This is a genomic window from Gordoniibacillus kamchatkensis (assembly GCF_000829455.1).
Classification (GTDB): Bacteria; Bacillota; Bacilli; order Paenibacillales; family NBRC-103111; genus Gordoniibacillus; species Gordoniibacillus kamchatkensis.
On the sequence record NZ_JXAK01000083.1, the window covers coordinates 1 to 22,645 of the forward strand.

At 52.9% G+C, this 22,645-nt stretch carries 20 protein-coding genes, 13 tRNA genes and 1 rRNA gene; 4 read left to right on the forward strand and 30 right to left on the reverse strand.

The genetic code is table 11. The features are described 5' to 3' along the window. Positions 1–123 precede the first annotated feature (123 nt). From glmS to ppc, 9 genes are all read right to left on the reverse strand, one after another. Entirely contained in the window at positions 124–1,953 is a 1,830-nt protein-coding gene (glmS, locus tag SD70_RS29270) for a glutamine--fructose-6-phosphate transaminase (isomerizing) (protein WP_041052094.1), read from the reverse strand. A gap of 101 nt (positions 1,954–2,054) precedes the next feature. After that, positions 2,055–2,330, reverse strand: a complete 276-nt coding sequence (locus SD70_RS36550; RefSeq protein ID WP_197081225.1) for a hypothetical protein — start codon at positions 2,328–2,330, stop codon at positions 2,055–2,057. A gap of 421 nt (positions 2,331–2,751) precedes the next feature. After that, positions 2,752–4,092 carry a phosphoglucosamine mutase gene (glmM, locus tag SD70_RS29275; protein ID WP_041052095.1) on the reverse strand — a complete coding sequence of 447 codons (1,341 nt, stop codon included), beginning with the start codon at positions 4,090–4,092 and terminating at the stop codon, positions 2,752–2,754. A 95-nt stretch (positions 4,093–4,187) separates the two neighbouring features. After that, positions 4,188–5,558 (reverse strand): CdaR family protein, encoded by a 1,371-nt coding sequence (locus SD70_RS29280; protein WP_082053751.1) that lies wholly within the window; start codon positions 5,556–5,558, stop codon positions 4,188–4,190. Next, complete coding sequence (gene cdaA / locus SD70_RS29285; protein ID WP_041052096.1) at positions 5,551–6,363, reverse strand: diadenylate cyclase CdaA; 813 nt, start codon at positions 6,361–6,363, stop codon at positions 5,551–5,553. Before cdaA ends, SD70_RS29280 begins: the two co-directional genes overlap by 8 nt. A gap of 177 nt (positions 6,364–6,540) precedes the next feature. Next, positions 6,541–7,146, reverse strand: coding sequence for a zf-HC2 domain-containing protein (locus SD70_RS29290; RefSeq protein ID WP_041052097.1), 606 nt, complete (start codon positions 7,144–7,146; stop codon positions 6,541–6,543). Positions 7,147–7,261: 115 nt separating this feature from the next. After that, positions 7,262–7,837, reverse strand: a complete 576-nt coding sequence (gene sigW / locus SD70_RS29295; RefSeq protein ID WP_041052098.1) for an RNA polymerase sigma factor SigW — start codon at positions 7,835–7,837, stop codon at positions 7,262–7,264. Positions 7,838–7,864: 27 nt separating this feature from the next. After that, positions 7,865–8,767, reverse strand: a complete 903-nt coding sequence (locus SD70_RS29300; protein WP_041052112.1) for a DMT family transporter — start codon at positions 8,765–8,767, stop codon at positions 7,865–7,867. A 111-nt stretch (positions 8,768–8,878) separates the two neighbouring features. Then, positions 8,879–11,668, reverse strand: coding sequence for a phosphoenolpyruvate carboxylase (gene ppc / locus SD70_RS29305; protein WP_041052099.1), 2,790 nt, complete (start codon positions 11,666–11,668; stop codon positions 8,879–8,881). Positions 11,669–11,896: 228 nt separating this feature from the next. Here ppc and SD70_RS35470 point away from each other — a divergent pair, with 228 nt between their 5' ends. Continuing rightward, positions 11,897–12,319: an exosporium protein C gene (locus tag SD70_RS35470; RefSeq protein WP_082053752.1), complete on the forward strand. Its 423-nt coding sequence runs from the start codon at positions 11,897–11,899 to the stop codon at positions 12,317–12,319. Positions 12,320–12,369: 50 nt separating this feature from the next. Here SD70_RS35470 and SD70_RS29310 read toward each other — a convergent pair. Continuing rightward, positions 12,370–12,439, reverse strand: a tRNA-Gly gene (locus tag SD70_RS29310). Positions 12,440–12,701: 262 nt separating this feature from the next. Between SD70_RS29310 and SD70_RS29315 the strand changes: the two genes are divergently transcribed. Beyond that, the gene (locus tag SD70_RS29315) at positions 12,702–13,889 is read left to right on the forward strand and encodes a hypothetical protein (protein WP_041052100.1); all 1,188 of its coding nucleotides are present in this window, start codon (positions 12,702–12,704) and stop codon (positions 13,887–13,889) included. A 211-nt stretch (positions 13,890–14,100) separates the two neighbouring features. Here the strand turns inward: SD70_RS29315 and SD70_RS34245 are convergent, their stop codons facing one another. From SD70_RS34245 to SD70_RS29350, 5 genes are all read right to left on the reverse strand, one after another. Further along, positions 14,101–14,697, reverse strand: coding sequence for an NUMOD4 motif-containing HNH endonuclease (locus SD70_RS34245; RefSeq protein ID WP_052488040.1), 597 nt, complete (start codon positions 14,695–14,697; stop codon positions 14,101–14,103). A 72-nt stretch (positions 14,698–14,769) separates the two neighbouring features. After that, a complete protein-coding gene (locus SD70_RS29325; RefSeq protein WP_041052101.1) occupies positions 14,770–15,327 on the reverse strand; it encodes a hypothetical protein in 558 nt (185 codons plus the stop codon). A gap of 35 nt (positions 15,328–15,362) precedes the next feature. Further along, a complete protein-coding gene (locus SD70_RS29330; RefSeq protein ID WP_041052102.1) occupies positions 15,363–15,821 on the reverse strand; it encodes a hypothetical protein in 459 nt (152 codons plus the stop codon). Between the two features lie 5 nt (positions 15,822–15,826). Next, positions 15,827–16,195: a helix-turn-helix domain-containing protein gene (locus SD70_RS34250; RefSeq protein ID WP_231571659.1), complete on the reverse strand. Its 369-nt coding sequence runs from the start codon at positions 16,193–16,195 to the stop codon at positions 15,827–15,829. 591 nt (positions 16,196–16,786) lie between these two features. Then, positions 16,787–17,806, reverse strand: coding sequence for an AAA family ATPase (locus SD70_RS29350; protein ID WP_052488042.1), 1,020 nt, complete (start codon positions 17,804–17,806; stop codon positions 16,787–16,789). 675 nt (positions 17,807–18,481) lie between these two features. Here SD70_RS29350 and SD70_RS29360 point away from each other — a divergent pair. After that, positions 18,482–18,787 carry a hypothetical protein gene (locus SD70_RS29360; RefSeq protein ID WP_041052107.1) on the forward strand — a complete coding sequence of 102 codons (306 nt, stop codon included), beginning with the start codon at positions 18,482–18,484 and terminating at the stop codon, positions 18,785–18,787. Between the two features lie 201 nt (positions 18,788–18,988). Here SD70_RS29360 and SD70_RS29365 read toward each other — a convergent pair whose 3' ends face one another. Further along, the gene (locus SD70_RS29365) at positions 18,989–19,630 is read right to left on the reverse strand and encodes a hypothetical protein (RefSeq protein WP_041052108.1); all 642 of its coding nucleotides are present in this window, start codon (positions 19,628–19,630) and stop codon (positions 18,989–18,991) included. Positions 19,631–19,658: 28 nt separating this feature from the next. Further along, positions 19,659–19,958 (reverse strand): hypothetical protein, encoded by a 300-nt coding sequence (locus SD70_RS29370; protein ID WP_041052109.1) that lies wholly within the window; start codon positions 19,956–19,958, stop codon positions 19,659–19,661. Between the two features lie 205 nt (positions 19,959–20,163). Between SD70_RS29370 and SD70_RS29375 the strand changes: the two genes are divergently transcribed. Further along, positions 20,164–21,360 carry a tyrosine-type recombinase/integrase gene (locus SD70_RS29375; RefSeq protein WP_041052110.1) on the forward strand — a complete coding sequence of 399 codons (1,197 nt, stop codon included), beginning with the start codon at positions 20,164–20,166 and terminating at the stop codon, positions 21,358–21,360. A 93-nt stretch (positions 21,361–21,453) separates the two neighbouring features. Here the strand turns inward: SD70_RS29375 and SD70_RS29380 are convergent. The 13 genes from SD70_RS29380 to rrf form a co-directional block, all read right to left on the reverse strand. Next, positions 21,454–21,524 (reverse strand) — tRNA-Gly (locus tag SD70_RS29380). Positions 21,525–21,531: 7 nt separating this feature from the next. Then, a tRNA-Pro gene (locus SD70_RS29385) sits at positions 21,532–21,608 on the reverse strand. A gap of 21 nt (positions 21,609–21,629) precedes the next feature. Next, positions 21,630–21,706, reverse strand: a tRNA-Arg gene (locus SD70_RS29390). A 6-nt stretch (positions 21,707–21,712) separates the two neighbouring features. Then, a tRNA-Gly gene (locus tag SD70_RS29395) sits at positions 21,713–21,787 on the reverse strand. Positions 21,788–21,800: 13 nt separating this feature from the next. After that, positions 21,801–21,883: transfer RNA gene (locus SD70_RS29400), tRNA-Leu, on the reverse strand. Between the two features lie 14 nt (positions 21,884–21,897). Then, positions 21,898–21,973: transfer RNA gene (locus tag SD70_RS29405), tRNA-Lys, on the reverse strand. 9 nt (positions 21,974–21,982) lie between these two features. Next, a tRNA-Gln gene (locus SD70_RS29410) sits at positions 21,983–22,054 on the reverse strand. A gap of 9 nt (positions 22,055–22,063) precedes the next feature. Continuing rightward, positions 22,064–22,139: transfer RNA gene (locus tag SD70_RS29415), tRNA-Thr, on the reverse strand. Positions 22,140–22,160: 21 nt separating this feature from the next. Continuing rightward, positions 22,161–22,233: transfer RNA gene (locus SD70_RS29420), tRNA-Val, on the reverse strand. Between the two features lie 23 nt (positions 22,234–22,256). After that, positions 22,257–22,328, reverse strand: a tRNA-Glu gene (locus SD70_RS29425). A 63-nt stretch (positions 22,329–22,391) separates the two neighbouring features. Further along, positions 22,392–22,464: transfer RNA gene (locus SD70_RS29430), tRNA-Thr, on the reverse strand. A 1-nt stretch (position 22,465) separates the two neighbouring features. Continuing rightward, a tRNA-Asn gene (locus tag SD70_RS29435) sits at positions 22,466–22,541 on the reverse strand. Positions 22,542–22,546: 5 nt separating this feature from the next. Continuing rightward, positions 22,547–22,645 (reverse strand): 5S ribosomal RNA (gene rrf, locus SD70_RS34255); the annotation flags it as partial.

The window sequence follows — 22,645 nt, forward strand, 5'->3', positions numbered from 1 at the left end:
TGTCAGGAAATAATCCTGGATCTGCTCGGCTTCCATACGGCTTTTAATTGCTCAATACGAGTTTAATTTGCTGGCAAAGGACTTTATTTGCTGGCTACAGGGCAACTCCCGGCAAAACTCCCCTCACTCCACCGTTACGCTCTTCGCCAGGTTCCGCGGCTTATCCACGTCGTTGCCCCGCGCCAGGGACGCGTAGTACGACAGCAGCTGCAGCGGCACGACAGACAGCGCCGGGGCGAGCAGGTCGAGCGTTTTAGGGATGGCGAACGTGCGGTCGACCGACTTCTGCAGCTCTTCGTCGCCGGCGTAGCCGATTCCGAGTACGTTTGCGCCGCGCGCCTTCACTTCTTTAATGTTGCTAACTGTTTTCTCAAACAGGTCGGTTTGAATCGCCAGAGCAATGACCGGGACACCCTCCTCGATCAAGGCCAGCGTGCCGTGCTTCAATTCTCCGGCCGCGTAGGCTTCGGAGTGGATGTACGAGATCTCCTTCAGCTTGAGCGAGCCTTCCAGCGCTACCGCATAGTCCAGCCCGCGACCGATGAAGAACAGGTCCTCGTGAGCGGCAATCTGCTCCGCATAAGCTTTAATCGCATCTTTAGCCGCCAAAATATCCTCCACTTGCTCCGGCAGCTTGTTCAGCGCAGCGAGTGTCGCCGCAATCTCATCCGCGGGAACCGTACCGAGCGTCTGAGCCAGAAACAGAGCGAACAAATAGAACGCAATCAGCTGCGACGTATAAGCTTTGGTGGAAGCGACGGCGATTTCCGGACCGGCCCAGGTGACGATTACATCGTCAGCTTCACGCGCTACCGAGCTGCCGACAACGTTCGTAATCGCCAGCACCCGAGCGCCGCAGCGCTTCGCTTCGCGCAGAGCGGCAAGCGTATCCGCCGTCTCCCCGGATTGGCTGACGACAATGACGAGCGTATCGGGCGTAATGATCGGCGAGCGGTACCGGTACTCGGAAGCGACGTCGGTTTCGACCGGGATGCGGGCAAGCTTTTCAATAACAGCTTTCCCAACAAGTCCGGCATGATATGCAGTACCGCAAGCCACGATGTGAATGCGGCGTATCGCTTTGACGTCGTCCGTCGTCATGTGGAGCTCGTTAAAAACGACGCTGCGTCCGTCCGGCGAGATGCGGCTGCCCATCGTATCGCGATACGCTTTCGGCTGCTCGTGGATTTCTTTCAGCATGAAGTGATCGAATCCGGCTTTTTCTGCGGTCATAATATCCCAATCGACATGAAATATTTCTCGGGAAATAAAATTCCCCTCAATTGTCATCAATTCGACACCGTCCCGTGTCAAAACCGCCATCTCGCCGTCGTTCAAAATGTACACGTTGCGAGTATGCTCGAGAATCGCCGGAATATCGGATCCGATGAAGTTCTCCCCTTCGCCGACACCGATGATGAGCGGGCTGGCGAGACGTACAGCAACGAGCCGGTCCGGCTCGTATTCCGTCAACACGCCAAGCGCAAAAGCCCCTCTCATCCGCTTCACGGCTTCCCGCACAGCGATCACAATGTCACCGTCATACAGGCTCGAGATCAGGTGAGCGATCACTTCGGTGTCCGTCTCGGAGACAAATACGTGACCCTTCGCAATAAGTTCTTCTTTGAGCGTCAAATAGTTTTCAATAATGCCGTTGTGCACGACGGAAAACTTCTGTGAATTGTCCGTATGTGGGTGCGAATTGACGTCCGACGGCTTGCCGTGGGTCGCCCAGCGCGTATGCCCGATGCCGGCGTTTCCTTCCAGCGGCTTCTTGTCGAGCTCCGATTCCAGCACTGCGAGACGGCCTTTCGCCTTTTTCACCTTCAGCCCTTCGGAAGTAAACACAGCAACTCCTGCCGAATCGTAACCACGGTACTCGAGCTTCTTCAAGCCTTCAATGAGAATTTCCTGGGAATTCCGCTTGCCAATATATCCAACAATACCGCACATAGTCAAATAAACCTCCGATTAATAAGGGAATTTGTCATTCGGGCAATAGCAAACCAACGTTCGCTGCTTCAGCCGAACTTCTTGTCAAGGAACCCACTCCGTTATGCCATGCATCCGTTCGCCGCAGCATCAAAGCTGCCGATATTGCACACATAACGGTTGCATATGGGTGTGGAAAACTCCTTAATGGAGTATTTCTGAAGATGAACGAACTGCAAGTTTTGCGGAGCAAAACTTACTTCGTTAGCAAGAAAATTTTTATCGCCGTTCAGAATGTTTTTTATCTCGCTTAACGCTTCTGAATCGGTAAAAAGAGTGCAACTATCCAAACCGGTGCTCAAATCCGTTTCGGCCCGGTTTATGTGATCAGTTGCCATACATCATCGCTGGAATGTTGCTGAAGTCCTGTCAGCCCGGTCGCCCGCGGCTATTTGCCCTTCAGCTTACGGCGCACTCCATGCACCGGAAGGTCCCCGCCGAATGCTTCGAACACCTTCACCTCGTCAACTTCGTTCTTGCCGGCAGCCCTCGCCGCTATTCGCCGCGTGCGAACACCCGTCCGGCCAAGCCGAAGTTCTGGCGCTTGTGTTGCTTGAGTAACGCGATCCACCTTTCTATCTTAGAGTCTTCTACTATCTTATTCATTTTCCAGACGCCGCGCAACTGTTAATTTTCCAGAAGCCTTACAGCAAAAGCCTTCGGCAGCCCAATCCGGGGTACCGAAGGCTTTCGCTTTATGCGTTAAGCTGGAGGTGTCACCACGAGCAACGTGCAGGCGTTTCACAGCCAGCTTAGCGCCTAGGCCAATTCGCGCCGAATGACGTCGGCGATTTTGCTTACGTACGCTTCCACTTGCTCTTTCTCCGGCCCTTCGGCCATCACGCGAATGAGCGACTCCGTGCCCGACGGACGGACGAGCACGCGGCCGTTGTCGCCAAGCTCATCTTCCACTTCGCGAATGGCTGCGGCGATCGCCGTGTTATCTTTCCAGCGGCTCTTGTCCGCAACGCGCACGTTCACGAGCTGCTGCGGATATTTGCGCATAATTTGTTTCAGCTCGCTCAGCCTGGAGCCGGACGCCACGAGCGTATCCATCAGCTGAAGCGCCGTCAGGATGCCGTCACCGGTCGTATTGTAATCGAGGAAAATGACATGTCCGGACTGTTCTCCGCCCAAATTGTATCCGCCCTTGCGCATCTCTTCCATGACGTAACGGTCGCCGACGGCCGTCTGCTTCGCCTGCAGGCCCACTTTCTCGATTCCTTTAAAGAACCCGATGTTGCTCATGACGGTCGTGACGATCGTGCCGTGCTTCAGCTTGCCTGCCTGATGCATCGCGTGGCCGCATATGCCGAGGATAAAATCGCCGTCCACCTCGGCTCCCATCTCGTCAATCGCGATCAGCCGGTCGGCGTCGCCGTCAAATGCAAGGCCGATGTCGGCGCCGTGCTTCACGACTTCCTTCTGCAACATCTCCGGATGCGTCGAGCCGCAATTCTCGTTAATGTTGCGTCCGTCCGGCGACGCCCCGATGGTGATGACCTCAGCCCCGAGCTCGCGGAAAACGCGCGGCGCAATTTCGTACGCAGCGCCGTTCGCGCAATCGAGCACGATTTTATTGCCTCTGAACGGGTGCTTTACCGTCGATTTCAGGAAGCCGACATATTCGAGCTTCGCCTCGTCGTCCCGCGTAACGTTGCCGATGGCGCCGCCTACCGGCCGAGGCAGCTCATCGGCCTCCGCATCGAGCAGCCGCTCGATCTCAAGCTCTTTCTCATCGAGCAGCTTAAAGCCGTCGCGGCCGAAAAATTTAATGCCGTTATCTTCGACCGGATTGTGCGAAGCGGAAATCATGACTCCTGCGTCCGCCTCCATTTTACGCGTCAAATAAGCTACCGCCGGCGTCGAGACGACGCCGAGCTGCACGACGTCGGCGCCGATCGACAGCAATCCGGCCACAAGCGCCGCTTCCAGCATCGGGCCGGAAATGCGCGTATCCCGGCCGATGACGACCTTCGGCCGCTCCACTTGGCCGGCGAGCACATAGCCGCCGCAGCGGCCGATTTTGTAAGCGAGCTCCGGTGTCAGTTCGCGATTGGCGATGCCCCGTACACCGTCAGTACCGAAATATTTCCCCATTCGAATATGCTCTCCTCTTTGTTGGACGTTCGTCGACTTACATCTCTCCCACGTATCCGTATGTCGACGTCTTGTATAATGTGCTTCTATGGGTGTTAAGGTGTGTTTCCTGCTGAGCCGGCACTAGCCCTTTGCTGGCCTGCTGGAGGCGCCTGCCCCGTCCCGGCTTGGGCCTGCCCGCCGGCGGCGCTGGCGGCTGGAGAGCCGGCACCGCCCGCAGCACCGCCGGAAGGGTCGGTCCCCGGCTTGGCAGTGATATCAACCGTTGCGCGCAGCTCCGGCATCGTCCCTCTGCGAACGAATTGCGGCAAATTCAGCGTAATTGGCACATCGTGCTTGCCCGGCGGCAAATTGCTCACGTCGACGATCGCCTGCACATCCTGCGGCTTAAGCCCGTCGAGAATCGCCGGAGCGCCCTCCAGGAGCAAATTGACCCGCCCGCTTTCGGGAGCCGCGATTTTCGTATCGTACATGTCGTTCTGGCCGATAATCGTGAGCGGAACGTTTTCCACCGCTTTCGACGCCGTCGGCGCGATTTCCACGTGCAGCCGGAGTACAGGTGGGTCGACCTGGGTGATGTTCCCGCGCAGCGGCATCGTTATCGTGATGTCTTTAGACTCAGTAAACCCCGTCAGGTCGATGTCCGGCCCTTGGTAGAAGTCGATCTTGTCGACATCCGCCTGCGTCCCGTACACCGTCACTTTATCTTTCTCCGGCGTGACGGAGGCGACGCTATACCCTTTGGCCGGCTCCCCGACATACTTGAGCTGCAGCGGAATCGTCTTGAACGGGCTCGTAATCGGCACTTCCACATCGACGACCGCCGGAGTAATATCGATTGCCACTTCCCGCCCGTTCTTGTCGAGAGCCTTCAGCTTCACTTGCTTCGATACGGCCGACGTCGCTTTGTCCACATTGATTTCGCCGAATACGTTCTCCACATCGTTCAGCCGCGACGCCGGCAGCGTTACATTCACTTTATTTGGCTTCACGATCGGCTGCCCGGCCTTCAGCCCGACACCCGGCGTCCCTTTGACGTTGATGACGACCGGGACCTCTTTGCGCTCTTGCTTCTCCAACGTCACTTTGACTGTGCTCGGAATGATTTGCACCTGCACCCCCGACGGGAAGCCGGCGGCGCGCAGCGGCAAGTTGTGCTCGCCTTCAGTCACGTTCGTAAGGTCGAGCACGATTTGATAACTGGCCGTGCTGACCTTTCGCAAGGCGCTATCCTTGCCGGTGAGCAGCACCGTCACCTTCGAAGGTTCGATCGACGATATCAAGTATTGGCTTGAGTCGTAAATGGGCGTGATGCTCACATCGTTGATTTTATCGTCGCGGACGCCGCTCGGAACGGCACTCGTCCCGCCGTTCATCTGCTCCATATGAACGATGCCCCACAGCATCACACTAAGCACCAGCGCAATAATGCGCACAACGTTCGTATTGCTGAGCCATTTATCCATTTTGCTTACCCCACCATTTCCAGAAAGGGTACTTGGCTGCCGTTTTTTTCGGCTTCAGCTCTTCGAATAATTTGGCGATCAGAGCGTCCTCTTGAATATCGCGCAGAATATGGCCGTTCAGCGTGACCGCTACTTGTCCGGTTTCTTCGGAGACGACGACGCACATCGCATCCGACACTTCGCTCATGCCGATCGCCGCGCGATGTCGGGTGCCGAGCTCCTTGCTGATGAACGGGTTTTCGGAAAGCGGTAAATAACAGCCTGCGGCCATAATGTGTGCGCCGCGAATAATAACCGCTCCGTCGTGCAGCGGCGTATTCGGGATGAAAATATTGATGAGCAGCTCCGAGCTGATCTTCGCCTCGAGCGGGGTGCCCGACTCCACATAGTCGGTGAGCCCCGTTTCCTTCTCGAAAACGATGAGCGCGCCGATGCGCCGCCGCGACAAATGGACGACCGCTTTGGCCACCTCGTCGATCCGCTCGTTGATCTGGTTGTCTTCCTCGGAGAACCCGCGGGTGAACAGCTTCCCGCGGCCCAACTGCTCCAGCGCCCGCCGCAGCTCCGGCTGGAAAATTATAATGATCCCGACGACCCCGAACGTGAACATCTGGCTCATCATCCACTGCAGCGTATTGAGCTTGAAAATCGTGCTGAGCACCCATGCGCCGACGACGACGATAATGCCCTGCAGCAATTGAATCGCTCGAGTGCCGCGGATCAGCAGTATGAATTTATAGATCACATAACTGACGATTAGAATATCGACAACGTCGTTTATGGAAAAACCTTCAAAGAATTCCATCTCGCAACCCCCCGGACGGCAACCGATAGAGCATAGGTCCGCTATATCTCTATAGGTTACATGATACCATATTCACATGAAAAATCCTCCCTTTCTTTCCGGGAAAGGGAGGAACTTTCAGTGAACGCGATCCCGCCGCGCCGTGCGCGGCTTCGCCGCTCAGGCGCCCGGCCGCAGTTAGCGGGCGATGAGGCCTGCCCATTCGTTCAGCTTGTACCAGACGTAGTCCAGCGCTTGGTCGACCTGCTTGATTTGGCCGGCGATATGCGCTGTCGAGGCCATATTGACCGTACCGTCGATGACCGTCAAATTGCCGGTTACTTCGCCGTCGACCCGCACTTCACCGTTCTCTACTACCAGATTGCCATGCACCGTTCGGCCTTGCGGCACAATCACCGTATGGCCGTGAATTTGCACCTGATCGAGGTCGGCGCCCTTGACGGCAAGCTCCGCATCCTGATTCCAGAGCGAAGCGAAGCTGACCAGCATGACAGCGACGAACACGGCGGCAACCGACACGGCCGGATGGCGGCGCACCCAGCGCAGCCATCCGCTTCGTCTGCGCGGCTTCGGAATGCCGCTCATGATTTTGGGCGTCAGATCGTCCGGCACAGGAGCCGGCGTCAGCGAACGGACGAGCGCTTCCGTCTTCTCGAACTGCTCGAACATCGCCCGGCAGTCGCGGCACGCCAGCATATGCTCTTTCAGCTTAGCCGCTTCCGTCCCCGGCAAATCTCCATCCAGATACTCGTGCATCAAAGGGATGGCGTCTCTGCAATTCATGCTGAGCCACTCCTTTCTTGTCTCCCTAATACTCAGTGATATACCATACGTTCGAAACGCCGCTTTCGTTTCAAAAAAATGAGGCCAACTCGATCAGCCGCCGCGGGAACCGGCGTTATTTTCCGCTATCCAGCTTCTCCAGCTGCTGCCGCAAAAACTCGCGTCCGCGGTGGACCCGGGTTTTCACTGTCGTGACCGGCATATCCAGCACTTCGCCGATCTCCTGCAGCGACATATCCTGCAAATACTTCAGGATGACGACCGACTTGTACTTGTCCGGCATCGTCTCAATCGCCCGGTGAATTTGCCGCTGCGTCTCCGATACGATAACCCGGTCTTCCGGCGTGGCATCTTCGCTCGGCAGCATCGAATACCAGTCCCCGCCTTCGCCTTCAGGCAGCTCCGCGTCGAGCGAATAATTCGGCTTCTTTTTGCGCAGCCGGTCGATGCACAGGTTCGTCCCGATCCGGAAAATCCACGTCGAGAACTTCTGCTGCTCATCGTACCGCTCAAGGTTCATGTACACTCGCAGGAACGTCTCCTGCACCGCATCCTCCGCCTCTTGCCGGTTGCCGAGCATCCGGTAGGCGAGGTGATAAATTTTATCCTTATATAGCTGCACTAGCTCTTCGAAAGCGTCCCGGTCCCCCGCTCTCGCCAGCTTCGCCAGCCTCGTCTCTACGAAATGCACCGCCACTCCTCCAGCTTGTCTATCCTCTTATTGCATACGATTTTTCCGAGCTAAAGGTTGCAACTCCGCAGTCACAATTCCGAGCAGAATAACCGTCATGCCGACCCACTGGACAACCCCGACGGGTTCCCCGACGACCAGATAAGCCGCCAAAATGGCGACCGGCAGCTCCACAGAACCGATCATCGCTGACAGCGAGCTTCCGATACGGGGAATGCCGATGTTGAACAAAATCGTCGGCAATACCGAGCCGAACAATCCGATCAGCAGCCCCCAAGCCGCCAGCGGCCCCAAGTCCGCGGCATGGATATACGCCATAGGCGGGTATAGCACGAACAAAACCGGCACTGTTGCCGTCTGCATGAAGGCGGATTTCAGAAACATATTCATGTCGGTTTGGATGCGGCCCGCGAACGATAGGAAAATGCTGTACGTAAGCGCCGAGAGCAGTCCGAACAGCACTCCTTTCAGGCTGAATCGGCTCCAATCCGCCGAGAAAATGTTAACGGCCAACAGCGTTCCCGCCAAAATGATGACGACAGCGAGCAGCTGACGCCCGTTCGGGGGCCGCCTCCCGAGCACGCTGTCGATGGCGATCGTCATCCACGTGAATTGGAACAGCAGCACAATCGATAGCGACGCATTCAGCTCTGCCAACGCAATATTGTAAAACACCGTCGTCAGCAGCAAGCCGAAAATCCCGACCAAGCTCAGCTTGATCCAGGGCCCCTTAAACGGGTTGCTCCACGTTTTGCCGGTAAAAGCGGCGACGACCCACAGCATCAGCGCACCTACTACCACTTGCGCCAAAGTCACTTGCCCGTCGTTGTAGCCAGCTCCGTATACGAGCTTGATGCATGTAGACAGCACGCCGTAGCTCGACGCCCCGATCAGGACCGCAAGTATGTAAACCCATCGATGGTTTGTCATGCCGATGATCTCGTTCCTTTCCGCAATAACACAAAAATCCTCCTCAAGCGACATACCTAGTATGCCAGCTTTCGGAGGATTTTGCCAGTATGGCCCGAAGTTTGCGCGCGCTCAGCCCGTGTTCCGCAGTCCGGCGGCAATTCCGTTGATCGTCAGCAGCACTTCGCGCAGCAGCAGCGCGTCGTCTTCGTTCTTGTCGCGCAGCGAGCGCAGTTCGCTCAGCAGCTCGACCTGCAAGTAGCTCAGCGGGTCGACGTACGGGTTGCGCAGGCGGATCGATTCTTGAATGACCGGCACGTTATCGAGAATTTCCTGCTGCCCGGTTATTTGCAAAATAAGATATGACGTAAGCTCATATTCTTGCTCGATCAGCGTGAAGATGCGCTTCGCCACGTTTTGGTCTTTGAGCATGCGTCCGTATTGCTTGGCGATCAGCAAATCCGCCTTGGCCAGCGCCATCTGCAGACTGTCGATCATCGAGCGGAAATACGGCCACTGCTCGTACATTTCCTTCAGCTTGCGCATGTTTTCCGGTTTGCCCTGGACAAATTCGTTCAAGCCCGTTCCCGCGGCGTACCAGGCAGGAAGCAGGTAACGGCTTTGCGTCCAGGCGAACACCCACGGAATGGCCCGCAAATCTTCGAACCGGTCGCTGTTTTTCCGTTTGGACGGACGGGAGCCGATGTTCAGCTCGCCGATTTCCGGCAGCGGCGTCGACTCCTTGAAGAACGACAAAAAGTCGGGGTCCCGGAAAATCAAATCCTGATATTTCCGCTGCGCCGTCTCGGAGATAGACTTCATAATTTCGTTCCACTCCGGTTCGGACGGATGCGCCTGCGGATTGCGGGCGAGCAGCGCCGCCGTTATGAGCGCCGAAGTCGCTTGCTCCAAGCTGCGGTAAGCGATCGGCTGCAGCGAATAACGCGACGACAATACTTCGCCCTGCTCCGTGATTTTAATTCCGCCGCCGATCGTGTCAGCAGGCTGCGCGAGAATGCTTCGGTTGAGCGGCATGCCGCCGCGACCGAGCGCGCCGCCGCGGCCGTGGAAAAACTTCAGTTTGACGCCATGCTTCTTGCCTACGGCCGTAATGTTGTAAAGGGCCATGCGCAGCTCCCAGTTCGCTGTCAGTACGCCGCCGTCTTTGTTGCTGTCGGAATAGCCAAGCATAATTTCATGTACGGGAGCGGTTCGGCTCAGGCTGGCGCGGTACGCGTCAATCCCGAACAGCGTGTTCATAATTTCAGGAGCGGCGTGCAAATCGTCGATCGTTTCAAACAGCGGTACCGATTGCAGCGTGCAGGTCACGGTGCCGTCCGCTTCGCGGCGGTATAAGCCTGCTTCTTTGGCGAATACGAGCACTTCGAGCAGGTCGCTGGCGCCGTTCGTCATGCTGACCAAATAGCTTTGAATGCAGCCCTTGCCGAACTCCTTTTGCGCTTCCGCCACCGTTTTGTATACGTTCAGACACTCCTGCGTGCTTTCCGAATAATCGAGATACGGCGACGTAATCGGCCGCGGATCGTTCAGAATATCGGTGAGCAGTTTGATTTTCTCTTGCTCCGACAGTTCCGCATAGTTCGGGGTAATGCTCATTTTGGCCATAATCTCCGTCATGGCATTCTCATGCTCTTTGCTGTGCTGGCGAATATCCAACGTCGCAAGGTGGAACCCGAACAGCTCGACTTGACGGATCAGCTTCGCTACGTAAACGTCGGCAACGAAATCGGCATAATGCGAACGCAAACTTCGCTCGATAATTTCCAAATCGCGGATAAACTCCGCCGGCGCCGTGTATTTGCGGTCCGCCTTCACTTCCGGACTGATGGTGTTTTGAATTTTCTCGATCATGAACGTTACTTTGATGCGGTACGGTTCCTTCTCGTTACGCCACGTATCGGCATGCTTCAGCTCAAGCCGCTCGCGGTCCGTCTGGATCGATTGGAGCAGCTCGTCGCTCACCTTGATCATGTTTTGGCTGAAGCTGACGTGCGACAAAAGCTCCCGCAGCGCTTCTTTGTACTTGCGCAATGCCAGTCTCCGCTGCAAGCCGAGCGTCTCTTTAGTGACGACAGCCGTGACCGACGGATTGCCGTCGCGGTCGCCGCCGATCCACGATCCGAACCGCAAAAATTCCGGTACGTGCCACGTTTCGCCGGGATAATATTTGGCAAGGCACCGTTCCAATTCGTAATACACTTCCGGCAGCACGTCAAAAAGCGTCTCGTCAAAGTAATACATGCCGTTCCGAACTTCGTCGATAACCGTCGGCTTGCGGCCCCGCAGCTCGTCGGTTTGCCACAGCGTCAGCACTTCGCTTACGAGCTTCTCGCGCAGCTTTTCGCGCTCGCGGTTCGTCAACGTCGGATTGTCCAGCTTCATCACGTCGTTGGCTATGCGCTGGTGAATGTCCAGCACCGAGCGGCGCATCGCTTCTGTCGGATGAGCCGTCATCACGAGCTCCAGCGAGATCGACTGCAAAATTTGTTTGACTTCGCCTACGGGCACGTTCTTGCTCCGCAGCTCTTGCACGATGCTCTCGATCGAGCCGGGCTGCACCGTATCGCCCGAGCTGTTTTCGTATTCCCGTTTGCGGCGAATGCGGTGATTTTGCTCGGCAATATTCACCAGCTGAAAATAGATGGCGAACGCGCGGATGACGTGATGGCGAACGTCGGGGTCAAGCGTGCGGATCGTCGTAATAAACTCCTCATATATTTCGGGTACGAACTGGGCTCGGAGCGATTTGCTCATTTCGCGGATTTTCTCGACGGTATCGAGCAGCTCGTTACCGCCTTCATGCACCAGCACTTCCCCGAGAATATGCCCCAGAAAACGGACGTCGCGGCGAAGCAAGTTGTTCGTCGTGTTTTTTGACACCGTATGAACTGCTTCCGGCATTCTCTCACCCCATTGTTGTCGACTGCTCTATCGCTTTAAAGCAGTCTTATTTCATCATATTTTATCATAATTCCTATAGGCGATGCAGCAATTTTTCATGGAATTTTTCACAAGCAGGCGTGAAAAAAGATCAGCAGAAGCCTGCCTCTAAATTTGTTTATTCATCCCAATCATTCTATCATCTTGCTTCATATTTTGTACTATCAAAAATAAAGGAGTTGATATTCATTGGTTCGTGTACTCGCCAAAGCTGCTGTCGAGCCGCGTAGAAGATTTAATTTATCCAGAGCTACTATCATCCCTCATTCTCCAAGCCGGATTCGGTTGGCAACTATTCGGCTCACAATCCCTGCAAATTCCCGGCCAAACCGCGTTGAATTGGTAGCGACTGTCGGCGTCAGAGGAGTTACCGGCATTGCTCAAATTCGCTTTAGAATCTGGCGCGATGGAATGCAAATTTTTACAGCCCAGCAAGGTGTGGAATCCGCAGGATCGGAACGGAACTATACCGTTAGCTTCCAAGCAATCGATAGAAATGTAAGAGCAGGTACTCATGTCTACACCGTTACTGCAGAGAATCGTACTGCCGGTACGACTGCCGCTATTGTCGGCCCTGTTTCGTTCAGCGGCTTGGCCGTTAAAACCAGATAACATGTAAGAAAAAGACCACTTTACTTAGGTAAAGTGGTCTTTTTTAGTTAAGCGGGTGATGGGAATCGAACCCACGCTACCAGCTTGGAAGGCTGGAGTTCTACTCCTAAAATACACTCGATAAAAGCCTGAGAACCCTTGATAAACCAACATTTTACCCACTGGCCAGCTACGTTCAATGGGTAGTACCATTAGTACCATTAGTACCATTGTTGACGCCATTGGTCAACAACCTGTCAACAATTCCCTATGATTCCACAGTAAAGGGCCGTCAAGGATGTTGACGGCCCAGATTCACGGAGGTACATGTACTTCCAATGTTTAACAGTTTACTGTATAGTATAATAAAAATAACTTGTTTTGTTCTATAAGGAGGGGGAAAATGTCACGTGCAGTAACCGCAGATCATGTAATGTTTAATGAATGTATTCCAATGTTTCGGCCAGATAACTTGGAAACTAAGACTCAACGAGAAGAGCAAGTTGGTTATTTGTTTTTGGATTTTTCTCTACAGCAACCGCTGGAATTTACATATTTCAGTATTCAACCGACCATTGAAGTAAGGTTGCCGGGGGCCTATGCTGCTTTTGTAGCTCCTGTTATATTACCTAAGTGGTTTGAAATGCATCACAATGTACATTTATTCTCCATTGCTCTTAGTGCAGTGATTTCATTTGTAACTGGAAGACCGATAAAGGCACCCCGCGATGGCTATGCATCCAGACGACAACAGTTAGATGAATATACTCTTAGTGAACTGGCAGTACAGCATCCTATTTTAACAGCAGGACCCGGTGCACATGACATACGTCTTTCGCAAGTAACCTTTGAGAAGATAAGTTCTCAGTTAAAAGAGAGCATACAACTTCTTTTTGACCTTCCATATGATCTTTATATTAAAACAATGCAATCAATCCGATTGGTTCATTTAGCTCATTTAATCAAAAGAGAGGACTTCGGTTTAGGTTATTATTTATTAATCTCAGCAATGGAGCCAATTGCTACATCTGCTATTAAAAGAAAAGCCGTTGCTCCACAACATACTTTGCATGACCAATGGAAAGAGATTGCAAAAACTAATTCTGAATTTGAGCCGTTGTTCAAAGCTTACCAACAAGAAGTAGGCAAAAACAAACATATTGGAAAGAGGTTTGTGGAGTTTGTCATGAAATATTGCCCTCCAGATCAGTGGGGTGAGTTAGAACATCCCCAGGAAAACTCAATGTCCTATTCATCCGAAATAATTGGGGATGCACATGATTGGAGTTGGGTTACTAAGAAAAGATGGTATGAAATTTACCCTGAAGATCTTACAGAGGAGGAGATAAGGAAATTGCTTACTGATTGCTATGATCATCGGTCTAGGTTCACTCATGAGGGTAAAAATCCTCCTCATCGAACACCTGACAGTCATAATAGGTTTTTCGATAAGGAAACAGTAGTAGATTACGATGAAAAAACCGAAGAGTTTCAAGTGATTTATGAAGTTGTACTGCCTAATTTCCGACTCATATCTTTCATTGCCAAGAGGTCGATTCTCAATTTTTTAAGGGAAAAGGTAGGAGACTGATGCTTCTTTTGAAGTGTTCTTTAACTCAACTATCGGGTACCATATTCAATTAATCGCCTTCCCAAGAAGGCGGTTTACTTTTGCTCATAAATCAACATTAAGATTTAATATAGCTACTGAATTAACCTATCCTTGTATCAATTACTCCCACGGTTACGCTGATCGAGCTGGAGAAATCCAGATGGAATATTCCATCATCTTGGCGAGCCAGTCAATCTTGAACAAAGCGCCATTCGAATCCGCCAACTGTCCGCCCTTTGCCATGGCATGCCCGAGAGGTACTACTTAGAGCTAAGCCCAACTCACGTGCTGCTTTCCCGATTGATGGCCAATGACGCACAACTAGGCCAGTCGACGGATCAATCTGGGCGACGGCTTTGCTAAGTTTGGCAGTTGCGGCTGCTAAGCTCTTGGCAGTAGCGCCGGATGCAACCGATGCCCGGCCACCCTTAGACGCGGCCCGCTTCATCTTCTCGATATCATACAAGCCAGTGCCGTAGGCATGTCGGACATTCTCGCTGCGGGTAGACCATTCGAGATTGTCGGCACGGCTGTTCTGCTTCTTACCGTCCTTGTGGTTGACCTGAGGTAACTCGCTCGGATTAGGTATAAAAGCTTCTGCAACTAGGCGATGCACCTTCTTAGCCTTCCGCTTGCCGTTCAGTGATATTGTTACCATAGGATAGCCATCCTTATCACTTCCCGGTTTGAGCATCCTCGCCCCGTCACTCTTCCAGCTTCTCACCCGACCATGATTGCTGACCTCATAGTGCCCTTTATATCCTTCTATCCATTTCCATTCTTCCATTTCCCGGATTCCCCCGTCAGTACGATGAAGGCCGCCCCGAGGTCGGGACGGCCCGATGTTGGCCTGTCGGCTTTACCATCTATTTGCGTATTCGTTATGGTGATCTTTGCTCAAGAATGGCTCAGGCGGCAGCGCGAGCTTTGGCAGATCATACTCTAAGGCTTTGCCAAAATGAGCCCGACCTGCATTGTCAACCTGCCTGCGGTCAGCCCATTGTTCCTTGCATATCTGGTGCAGTTCGTTCAGGGCTTCCTCATAGGCCCGTTTGGCCTCTTGCGCCTTCTGCGCCGCTGCATCCACATCCTCACGGATCGAGTCGGTTGCCTCCCGGAATGCCGCGATCAAATCAGCGGTCTTGACCGCGTATTGGGGGCCAGCTGTGTTCACGTGCCGGTGCAATTCTTCCAGATCGGCCCGATTTCTTTCAGCCTCCCGAATCTCGCTGAACAATTTCTCCGCGTCGTCGCCATCCTCCGAAGCCGCCACATTCAGCTTGTCAGTCAGGGATTTGATGCGTGCCTTTATGCCCTGCAGTCGGTCGTTCAGGTTGCTCAGTTTGGATTTTTTAGCGTTCACCGACTCATCCAGTTTCCCCAGCAGCTCGTTTACCTTGCCCATGTGTCTGTTCATCTTGATACCCCTCCATTGTGGTTTGCTCGGTATTTTTACTGTCTTACGTCTGAATCACCAGTAGCCGCCTTGATTAATTCGGCTGATTGCTGCAAGATGTCGGCCAGCGATCGGATGTTGTCGCCGCCCTCTTCGTCCAATCCGATCATGACGGTCTGTTCAATCTTGGCTAGCCTCTCAAAATCGGCCATCGTCGAGACTTCCATCCCCCCGGCCATCACACGAGCGTACAGCCGATCATACAGATGATCGATGATCCTTTGTTTCTTCTCGTGCCTGTCCAGAATGTGCTGGTTCGTTTGCGCCTCGATCTGTGCCCCGAGTTCTTGGTCGCGCTGCTGGACCCTATCCCGCCATCTGAACTCCGACGACCATCGTTTGATTGTGGCAAACCCCTTGCCAAATTGCTGCGCCACTTGCTTGAGGCTCCGCGCCGCGCCAAGGCTGTAGTAGTAATCGAACGCCTCAATCTGCTGCCCTGTCTCGTCCTTCATCCCAATCAGCCTCCGGCCAGCTCGGCAGTCACCTTGCCACCCCGAATTAGTGCCCGAAGCAGGTCGAGCAGTTCTGTCGGTTGGATCGTCGCCCTGTACTTACCATTCACTGCTACCACCAACAAGCCCTCCGTCGAGTCAACAACCGACACCGCCCGGCCGTCTTCCAGTACCAGACGGAATAGCGGCTCCGGGATTCGATTCAGCTTCGGACTAGGAGCCCCACCCGCCAGCAGCAGCCGGTCTATGTCCTCCTTCCGGATTCGCCAGATCGGCCCGAGTTTGATCCCGCTCAATTTGCCCGACTGCAGCCATGCCCGAATTGTCCTCGGCCTCAACCCAAGCAGCTCGACCGCCTTGTCTGGGCTTATCATAATGTCCAATCTAATCACCTCCTACACCTCAAATACTCATGCCGGAAGCGGCATCTGTGTGCGTCCGTGTATCTCTGCGTCAGTCTGCGACAGTTTGGGGCCCGATAGACACAAAAAGACCCCGGGGATGCTTTCCCACGGGGCCGTTCTGACCGGTGCTTCCGGATTTGAATTCAATATATCACATAGGGTAAGAGTTGCCCATGCCCTTCGTGTACGGAATCTGCAGCCTTCCCAAAATGCCTGCGCATCAAATCCCGGTGCAGCCTCTCACTATTGGCGACGAGCTCCCGAATGGCGATCAAATCTCGGGCCGCCTGAACATGGATCTTCTCCAAATCTGAACCTCGCCCCCATCTGAATTCCATCGTCATACAGTCACACCCCTTCGCAGATTACCGTTTATTTCTATTTCAATTAAATCATGCGTGTAAACTTTGTCTATTGTCCCTGCCTGTACCACCACGGGGATTTTATTGCCGGATTGCCGGTAGCCGATATATATTACGGATTGATTATGATTGATGGAATGCCTTTTTCGAGTCTGATACCTCTTAGAGGCCATCGCACGGCCCCCTGAGATGATTTTTTCTATACTGCCACCTCATAGAAACCGTTACCTAGTCCCCTGAGGTGGCCTTTTTCTGTCATCCTCTGCATGTATGTGCCAGTCGCTTTTCTATCCTTGTTGATCAGAGCCGCCACCTGAGCCGGTTTCATCGGTTCTCCCGCTGATCGCATTGCCCGAATTATTTCTTGTTCCGACTGCGGCATTGCGATCTGATCCATATTCCCGACTATCGACCATCTCCAAGATTCCTTGTCGAACGACATTGCAAGCTCTTGTTCCTCTACGTCCCTACCCGTTATAGAAAGAATCGCATCAACCTTCGCTCTGGGGCGATCAAGGACGAGGTTAGTGTCCGCCGCTCCTGTAATTCCGGTTGTTCCGGTGACCGTATCGAAAACATCGTCTGCAGCGGATTTGCGGGTGTGGGTTACGACCACGATAGAAATTCCGTGCTTATCAGCCAACCTCTTCAAGTGATTGATTGCCGCGTAATCACTGGCATAGGCATTCGTATTGCTTTTCCCAATCGGTTTTACCATCGCAAGAGTATCGACGATGATCATTCTAGGTTTCGGGCTATTCTCTATCCACTCCTCAATTGATTCACGGCCCCCGCAGTCAAGTCTTGGACACAATGTTTCATAGTAGAATCCCTCTGGAACATCTATCCCTTTCATAATCTTACTTACCCTGTCCTGTATTCTCCTGTCGCCATCCTCCAAGGCAAGATAGAGGACTTCTCCTTGTTCTGTCCGTCTGTCTCCCATGGTCGGTTTGCCAGCGGCAACATCAAACGCAATTCCTAACATCATCCAAGACTTGCCTAATTTCGGTTTGCCAGCTATAACCGTCAATCCCTCTGGAATAATTCCTTCTACTGCCCATTTAAGCGGCAGAAATTTTTGCTGCATTAAGTCTCGTACACTTTTCCCAAGTTTTCTTGAGGGGCCACCTACTATCCCCTCCGCCGCAAGCTCATCTTGGAACGCGACAGGATCAATTCCGTAGTGTTCTGGTTTCCAGTCAGCTTGGTTGTTCACTCGCGTTCGCCTCCTGCTTTGCCATGCGAATTGACTTGATCCGCTCGACCTCATCGGCTCGCATCGCTGGATGGCCTACTATTATCTCTACTCTTGCCAGCCCTTTGTTGATCCAATAAAGGTACAGCGACCGTCGGCTTATGCCTATTCGCGCTGCTGCCTCCGAGATGCTGCAATATTCCATTGTCATCCCCTCCTGTCGGGTATCGGGCTTCCCTTTATGCCCTCATCTTAAATAGTCAACAAAGTTCCCTGTATGGTAACACCCTGTTACCAACTTTCAATTAAATTTTCTTGAGTTCTCCGGTTTGTTTCCGTTGTTTCCGTATGCAATCAGGCCCGTCACGACGCGGTTTTTGCCGGAAACAACCAACTATTTCCGTATGTTTCCGTGTTTCCGGTTATCTACTTCTGTACCCGATAGCTACGGAAACAATGGAAACATACGGAAACAAGAATTTGTTTCCGGTCAGAACGTAACAATGACGCGGGTTCTGATAGTACGGAAACAACGGAAACAAAATTCTTTTTATTCTCTATCTTCCTCTTTTTATCAAGCAACTACGAAGTAGTTGCCCGCCCTGATTGCAATAAAAAAATTCATTGAAGGGGTTACCCTATGGCCGACCGGCGGACGATATATAGGGCGAAACCAAACCAAGGAGGAAGATGAGAATGGGACGACGTCAACAAAGAGAAAGGTTGCTACGTCAGAAAGCTGCAGAAGAATTGGGTCTAAGAGAATCCGATTTTGTCAAGGTGGAGGCAATAGCGCGTTATTTCTGTGCGTGGGGCATGCTTTTAGCGGCTGGACATATTCAAGATTGTACCGAAGATATGGAGAATGTCGACGAGATTCTGGACTTCATAGACACAACTGTGAAGGGGACACGGGGCGGATGCGACGCCGAGCTTATTGAAGTATGCGGCTCGAAGTTCCAACAGTATGTAGAAGAAGTGCTAACCTACAATTGCAGCTAGTCTCACCGGAGCCACGGAGTGGTATGTGGGAGCCTTCATAGCCGTTCCCGGCTACTTCAATAGTCCAGAAAGGCAGAAAACGCAAGGAAACTCAACGGAAGCCGTCGGAGACACAGGAACGCCCCCGGACCCTCACAGCCAGAGGACACACGGGGGCGTTCTATATATCAGGATCAAGGAGGAGATCGCCACCTAGAATAATCACCCGGGGGCTTGATATTGCACCCACGCCTCCCTGATCTGCTGCAGCCGCAAGTTGGCATTGGCAGCCGATATGCCGAGAATCTGGCCGATTTCTTTCAGGTAATTCCTGCAGTTGTCCCGGTCGTATCCACGCATGATGAGATCGAACACATCTCGCTTGCAGCCGGTGAGCTGATCGTGGAATTCTTGAACTGTCAGCCGGTCGTCCTGATTGTGTCCGGTCACCTCGATGGTTTCAGCGTGGGGGATGACCCGGCGCCGCAGCTCGACCTGATCGGACTCGCATCGGCGGCAGACATAGCGGCCGTGTACCCGGTTCGGCTTGCTGGTGGCATGGCAGCCCGAGCATTCCTGCTGCAACTCCTTCTGGCCGTCTCTCCGGATTACATCGGCTACAGCCCATAATCCCTTGTTGAGGATAAACGCCAGCGGATCGCCAATGTTGAGCCGGGCTTTCATGATTCCAGCATAGCAGCCGATCAGGAATGCCTGACGGATGTCGTCCCGGTCGGCATAGGGCATTCCGGGGGCAAAGAATTTATGTAGCTTGCGTTCGCGGTATTCATGCGCGATATGGTACAGCAGATCATTAGCCGCCTTTATTCCCTCCGACCCTCCACGTTGGGCCCGCAAGATCATGCCGATTATGTCTATCGGGATCGCCCCCTCATTCGCTCCGTTGCCGTATCTCGCTGAGTGCCACACGGCGCTTAATAGCCCTTATATATGCTCGTGCCTCTGCCTCGGAATTCATTAGCCTAGACATGGCTTTAGTCTCCAGATCTCTGGCGTCCGATCCGTCCCGTTTCAATACGGATACGCCGAAAATCGGTTCACCATCTACGCCGATGCCTCGGGCCAATTCGATTGCGTAAACGCCTGCCTCATGATAGGACAAGACATTCGGCGTCATGAAATTCGGCTCGACGGTCTGGAATACCTCGCGAGCCTGTTTGAGCTGCGTCAATTCCTCCACTCCCCTTAATGACAAAAATCACTAGCCCAAGTAAACCACGGCTGCATTTTTGCCGTCAATTTCCTACAGTTTGGACTGGGGAAGGTGGACGTACTGGTAATAATTGACAAGAATATATCACCAATGATTCAATGAATTCTGGAAATTTTCTGTCAACAACGGGCAATAACACAACTTAAAGGAGGCAATCAATTAAATGGCAAGCATTCAACAACGCGGTGAACGCTCATGGTTACTGGTCCTTGAAACAGGCAGTGACGCCAACGAGAAGCGCAAGAAAAGGACTAAGACAATCCGAGTTGAGGACGAGAGGGTTCTGAAAAGTCCAAAAAAACTGAGGGAGCATCTCAATGATGAATTGTTACGCTTCAAAATAGAGGTTGAAGCCGGGACGTATGTCAAGCCAGCTAAAATGACGTTCGAACAATTTGTCCGGAATGAGTGGATACCGAAATACAGCAGGAAGAACATGAGCCCGCTCACGTATCGAAATTACATCGACCACCTAGACCGCACCCTTTTACTGGTATTCGGGCATTATGCTCTTCACGATATCAAGACCATGCACATCGTAACTTTCCTCGATGATCTGGACAAGTCAAACCTATCAGGGAGCACTAAGCTGTACATATTCAAGGTATTAAAAAGTGTGTTTAATCAAGCGGTTAGGTGGAGGGTATTAGCGACGAATCCTGTTGACGGTGCAGAACGCCCAAAGGTGGAAAGTAAGAAAGCCCGGTATTACGACGAGGTTGAGGCCCAGAAGGTCATTGCAGCACTGCAATATGAACTCCCTAAGTGGAGGATGTTCTTCCTTTCCGCCATGCTCGGAGGGTTTCGACGTGGGGAACTAGTGGCCCTTGAATGGCCCGATGTCGATATTGAAGCCGCCACAATTTGCATTCGTAAATCCATATCGATTACGCAAAACGGTAAAGCACATGAAAAGGCCCCGAAGACAGAAGGTTCGGAACGGCTTGTGGATATGCCTAGATGGTTAATGGACGAACTGCGACGATTTCGGTTCCTGTGGCTGGAGGAACGATTGCAAATGGGAGAGGAATGGCGCGGCGGCGACCGACAATATGTATTTCATGGTGGTGATGGTCAGCCGCTATTCCACAATACACCCTCACTCACATGGCGACGATTCATAGCCCGTCACAATTTACCGAAGACCCGCCTACACGATCTGAGACATACAGCAGCTACATTGTTAATTGAATCTGAAACAGACCTTAAAGCTGTGCAGGAGAGGCTAGGCCATACTAAGTATTCCACGACTGCTGATCTTTATGCCCACGTTACCAAGAAGATTAGGCAGGAAACAGCATCTAAACTGGACAAATTTGACCCCTACAGAAGCCTCTTGTCAACAAATCGTCAACAATGATGGAATTCAGGGCTGTGACAGACTAGGTTGAGCAAAATGGACAAAGCAAAAGACCCCTTGCTACACAAGGAGTCTCGGCTGTTTTTCCTTTGAAGCGGGTGATGGGAATCGAACCCACGCTACCAGCTTGGAAGGCTGGAGTTCTACCATTGAACTACACCCGCGAATTAATGGTCGGGACGACACGATTCGAACATGCGACCCCCTGGTCCCAAACCAGGTGCTCTACCAAGCTGAGCTACGTCCCGAAAAAGCTATGTTGAAAATAATGGCGTGCCCAGAGAGATTCGAACTCCCGACCTTTTGATTCGTAGTCAAACGCTCTATCCGGCTGAGCTATGGGCACACAATATGGAGCGGAAGACGGGATTCGAACCCGCGACCCTCGCCTTGGCAAGGCGATGCTCTACCCCTGAGCCACTTCCGCATGTCGTTACTGGTGGTGCGCGTAGAGGGACTTGAACCCCCACGGTCTCCCGCCAGATCCTAAGTCTGGTGCGTCTGCCAATTCCGCCATACGCGCTTGCACAATGAAACTGGTGAGCCATGAAGGACTCGAACCTTCGACACCCTGATTAAAAGTCAGGTGCTCTACCGACTGAGCTAATGGCTCGCAATAAAACTGGGGATCTAGGATTCGAACCTAGGCATGACGGAGTCAAAGTCCGTTGCCTTACCGCTTGGCTAATCCCCATCGCTTAGATGGTGCCGCCGAGAGGAATTGAACCCCCAACCTACTGATTACAAGTCAGTTGCTCTACCAATTGAGCTACAGCGGCTTATGGCTTGTTGAAACGTGATGGGCGCTGACGGGATCGAACCGCCGACCCTCTGCTTGTAAGGCAGATGCTCTCCCAGCTGAGCTAAGCGCCCATGCATTCCCCATAATGGGGAGATGACCCGTAGGGGATTCGAACCCCTGTTACCTCCGTGAAAGGGAGGTGTCTTAACCCCTTGACCAACGGGCCATGCTTGGGATTCCCATAAAGCAAGCTACTGGTGTCGACTCCACTTACTTAATGAGACTGGAAAGCTTCCAACCGGGATCGAACCGGTGACCTCATCCTTACCATGGATGCACTCTACCTACTGAGCTATGGAAGCATGGCTCCCCGAACAGGACTCGAACCTGTGACAACTCGATTAACAGTCGAGTGCTCTACCAGCTGAGCTATCGGGGAATTCTGCTTGGCGACGTCCTACTCTCCCAAGACCCTGCGGTCTAAGTACCATCGGCGCTGGAGGGCTTAACGGTCGTGTTCGGGATGGGTACGCGTGGTTCCCC

What these genes read in the sequence shown, in the direction of transcription:
- glmS (WP_041052094.1), bottom strand. Translation starts at nt 1,953, where the DNA reads ATGTGCGGTATTGTTGGATATATTGGCAAGCGGAATTCCCAGGAAATT.
- SD70_RS36550 (WP_197081225.1), bottom strand. Translation starts at nt 2,330, where the DNA reads ATGGCAACTGATCACATAAACCGGGCCGAAACGGATTTGAGCACCGGT.
- glmM (WP_041052095.1), bottom strand. Translation starts at nt 4,092, where the DNA reads ATGGGGAAATATTTCGGTACTGACGGTGTACGGGGCATCGCCAATCGC.
- SD70_RS29280 (WP_082053751.1), bottom strand. Translation starts at nt 5,558, where the DNA reads ATGGATAAATGGCTCAGCAATACGAACGTTGTGCGCATTATTGCGCTG.
- cdaA (WP_041052096.1), bottom strand. Translation starts at nt 6,363, where the DNA reads ATGGAATTCTTTGAAGGTTTTTCCATAAACGACGTTGTCGATATTCTA.
- SD70_RS29290 (WP_041052097.1), bottom strand. Translation starts at nt 7,146, where the DNA reads ATGAATTGCAGAGACGCCATCCCTTTGATGCACGAGTATCTGGATGGA.
- SD70_RS29300 (WP_041052112.1), bottom strand. Translation starts at nt 8,767, where the DNA reads ATGACAAACCATCGATGGGTTTACATACTTGCGGTCCTGATCGGGGCG.
- ppc (WP_041052099.1), bottom strand. Translation starts at nt 11,668, where the DNA reads ATGCCGGAAGCAGTTCATACGGTGTCAAAAAACACGACGAACAACTTG.
- SD70_RS29315 (WP_041052100.1), top strand. Translation starts at nt 12,702, where the DNA reads ATGTCACGTGCAGTAACCGCAGATCATGTAATGTTTAATGAATGTATT.
- SD70_RS34245 (WP_052488040.1), bottom strand. Translation starts at nt 14,697, where the DNA reads ATGGAAGAATGGAAATGGATAGAAGGATATAAAGGGCACTATGAGGTC.
- SD70_RS29325 (WP_041052101.1), bottom strand. Translation starts at nt 15,327, where the DNA reads ATGAACAGACACATGGGCAAGGTAAACGAGCTGCTGGGGAAACTGGAT.
- SD70_RS29330 (WP_041052102.1), bottom strand. Translation starts at nt 15,821, where the DNA reads ATGAAGGACGAGACAGGGCAGCAGATTGAGGCGTTCGATTACTACTAC.
- SD70_RS34250 (WP_231571659.1), bottom strand. Translation starts at nt 16,195, where the DNA reads ATGATAAGCCCAGACAAGGCGGTCGAGCTGCTTGGGTTGAGGCCGAGG.
- SD70_RS29360 (WP_041052107.1), top strand. Translation starts at nt 18,482, where the DNA reads ATGGGACGACGTCAACAAAGAGAAAGGTTGCTACGTCAGAAAGCTGCA.
- SD70_RS29365 (WP_041052108.1), bottom strand. Translation starts at nt 19,630, where the DNA reads ATGATCTTGCGGGCCCAACGTGGAGGGTCGGAGGGAATAAAGGCGGCT.
- SD70_RS29375 (WP_041052110.1), top strand. Translation starts at nt 20,164, where the DNA reads ATGGCAAGCATTCAACAACGCGGTGAACGCTCATGGTTACTGGTCCTT.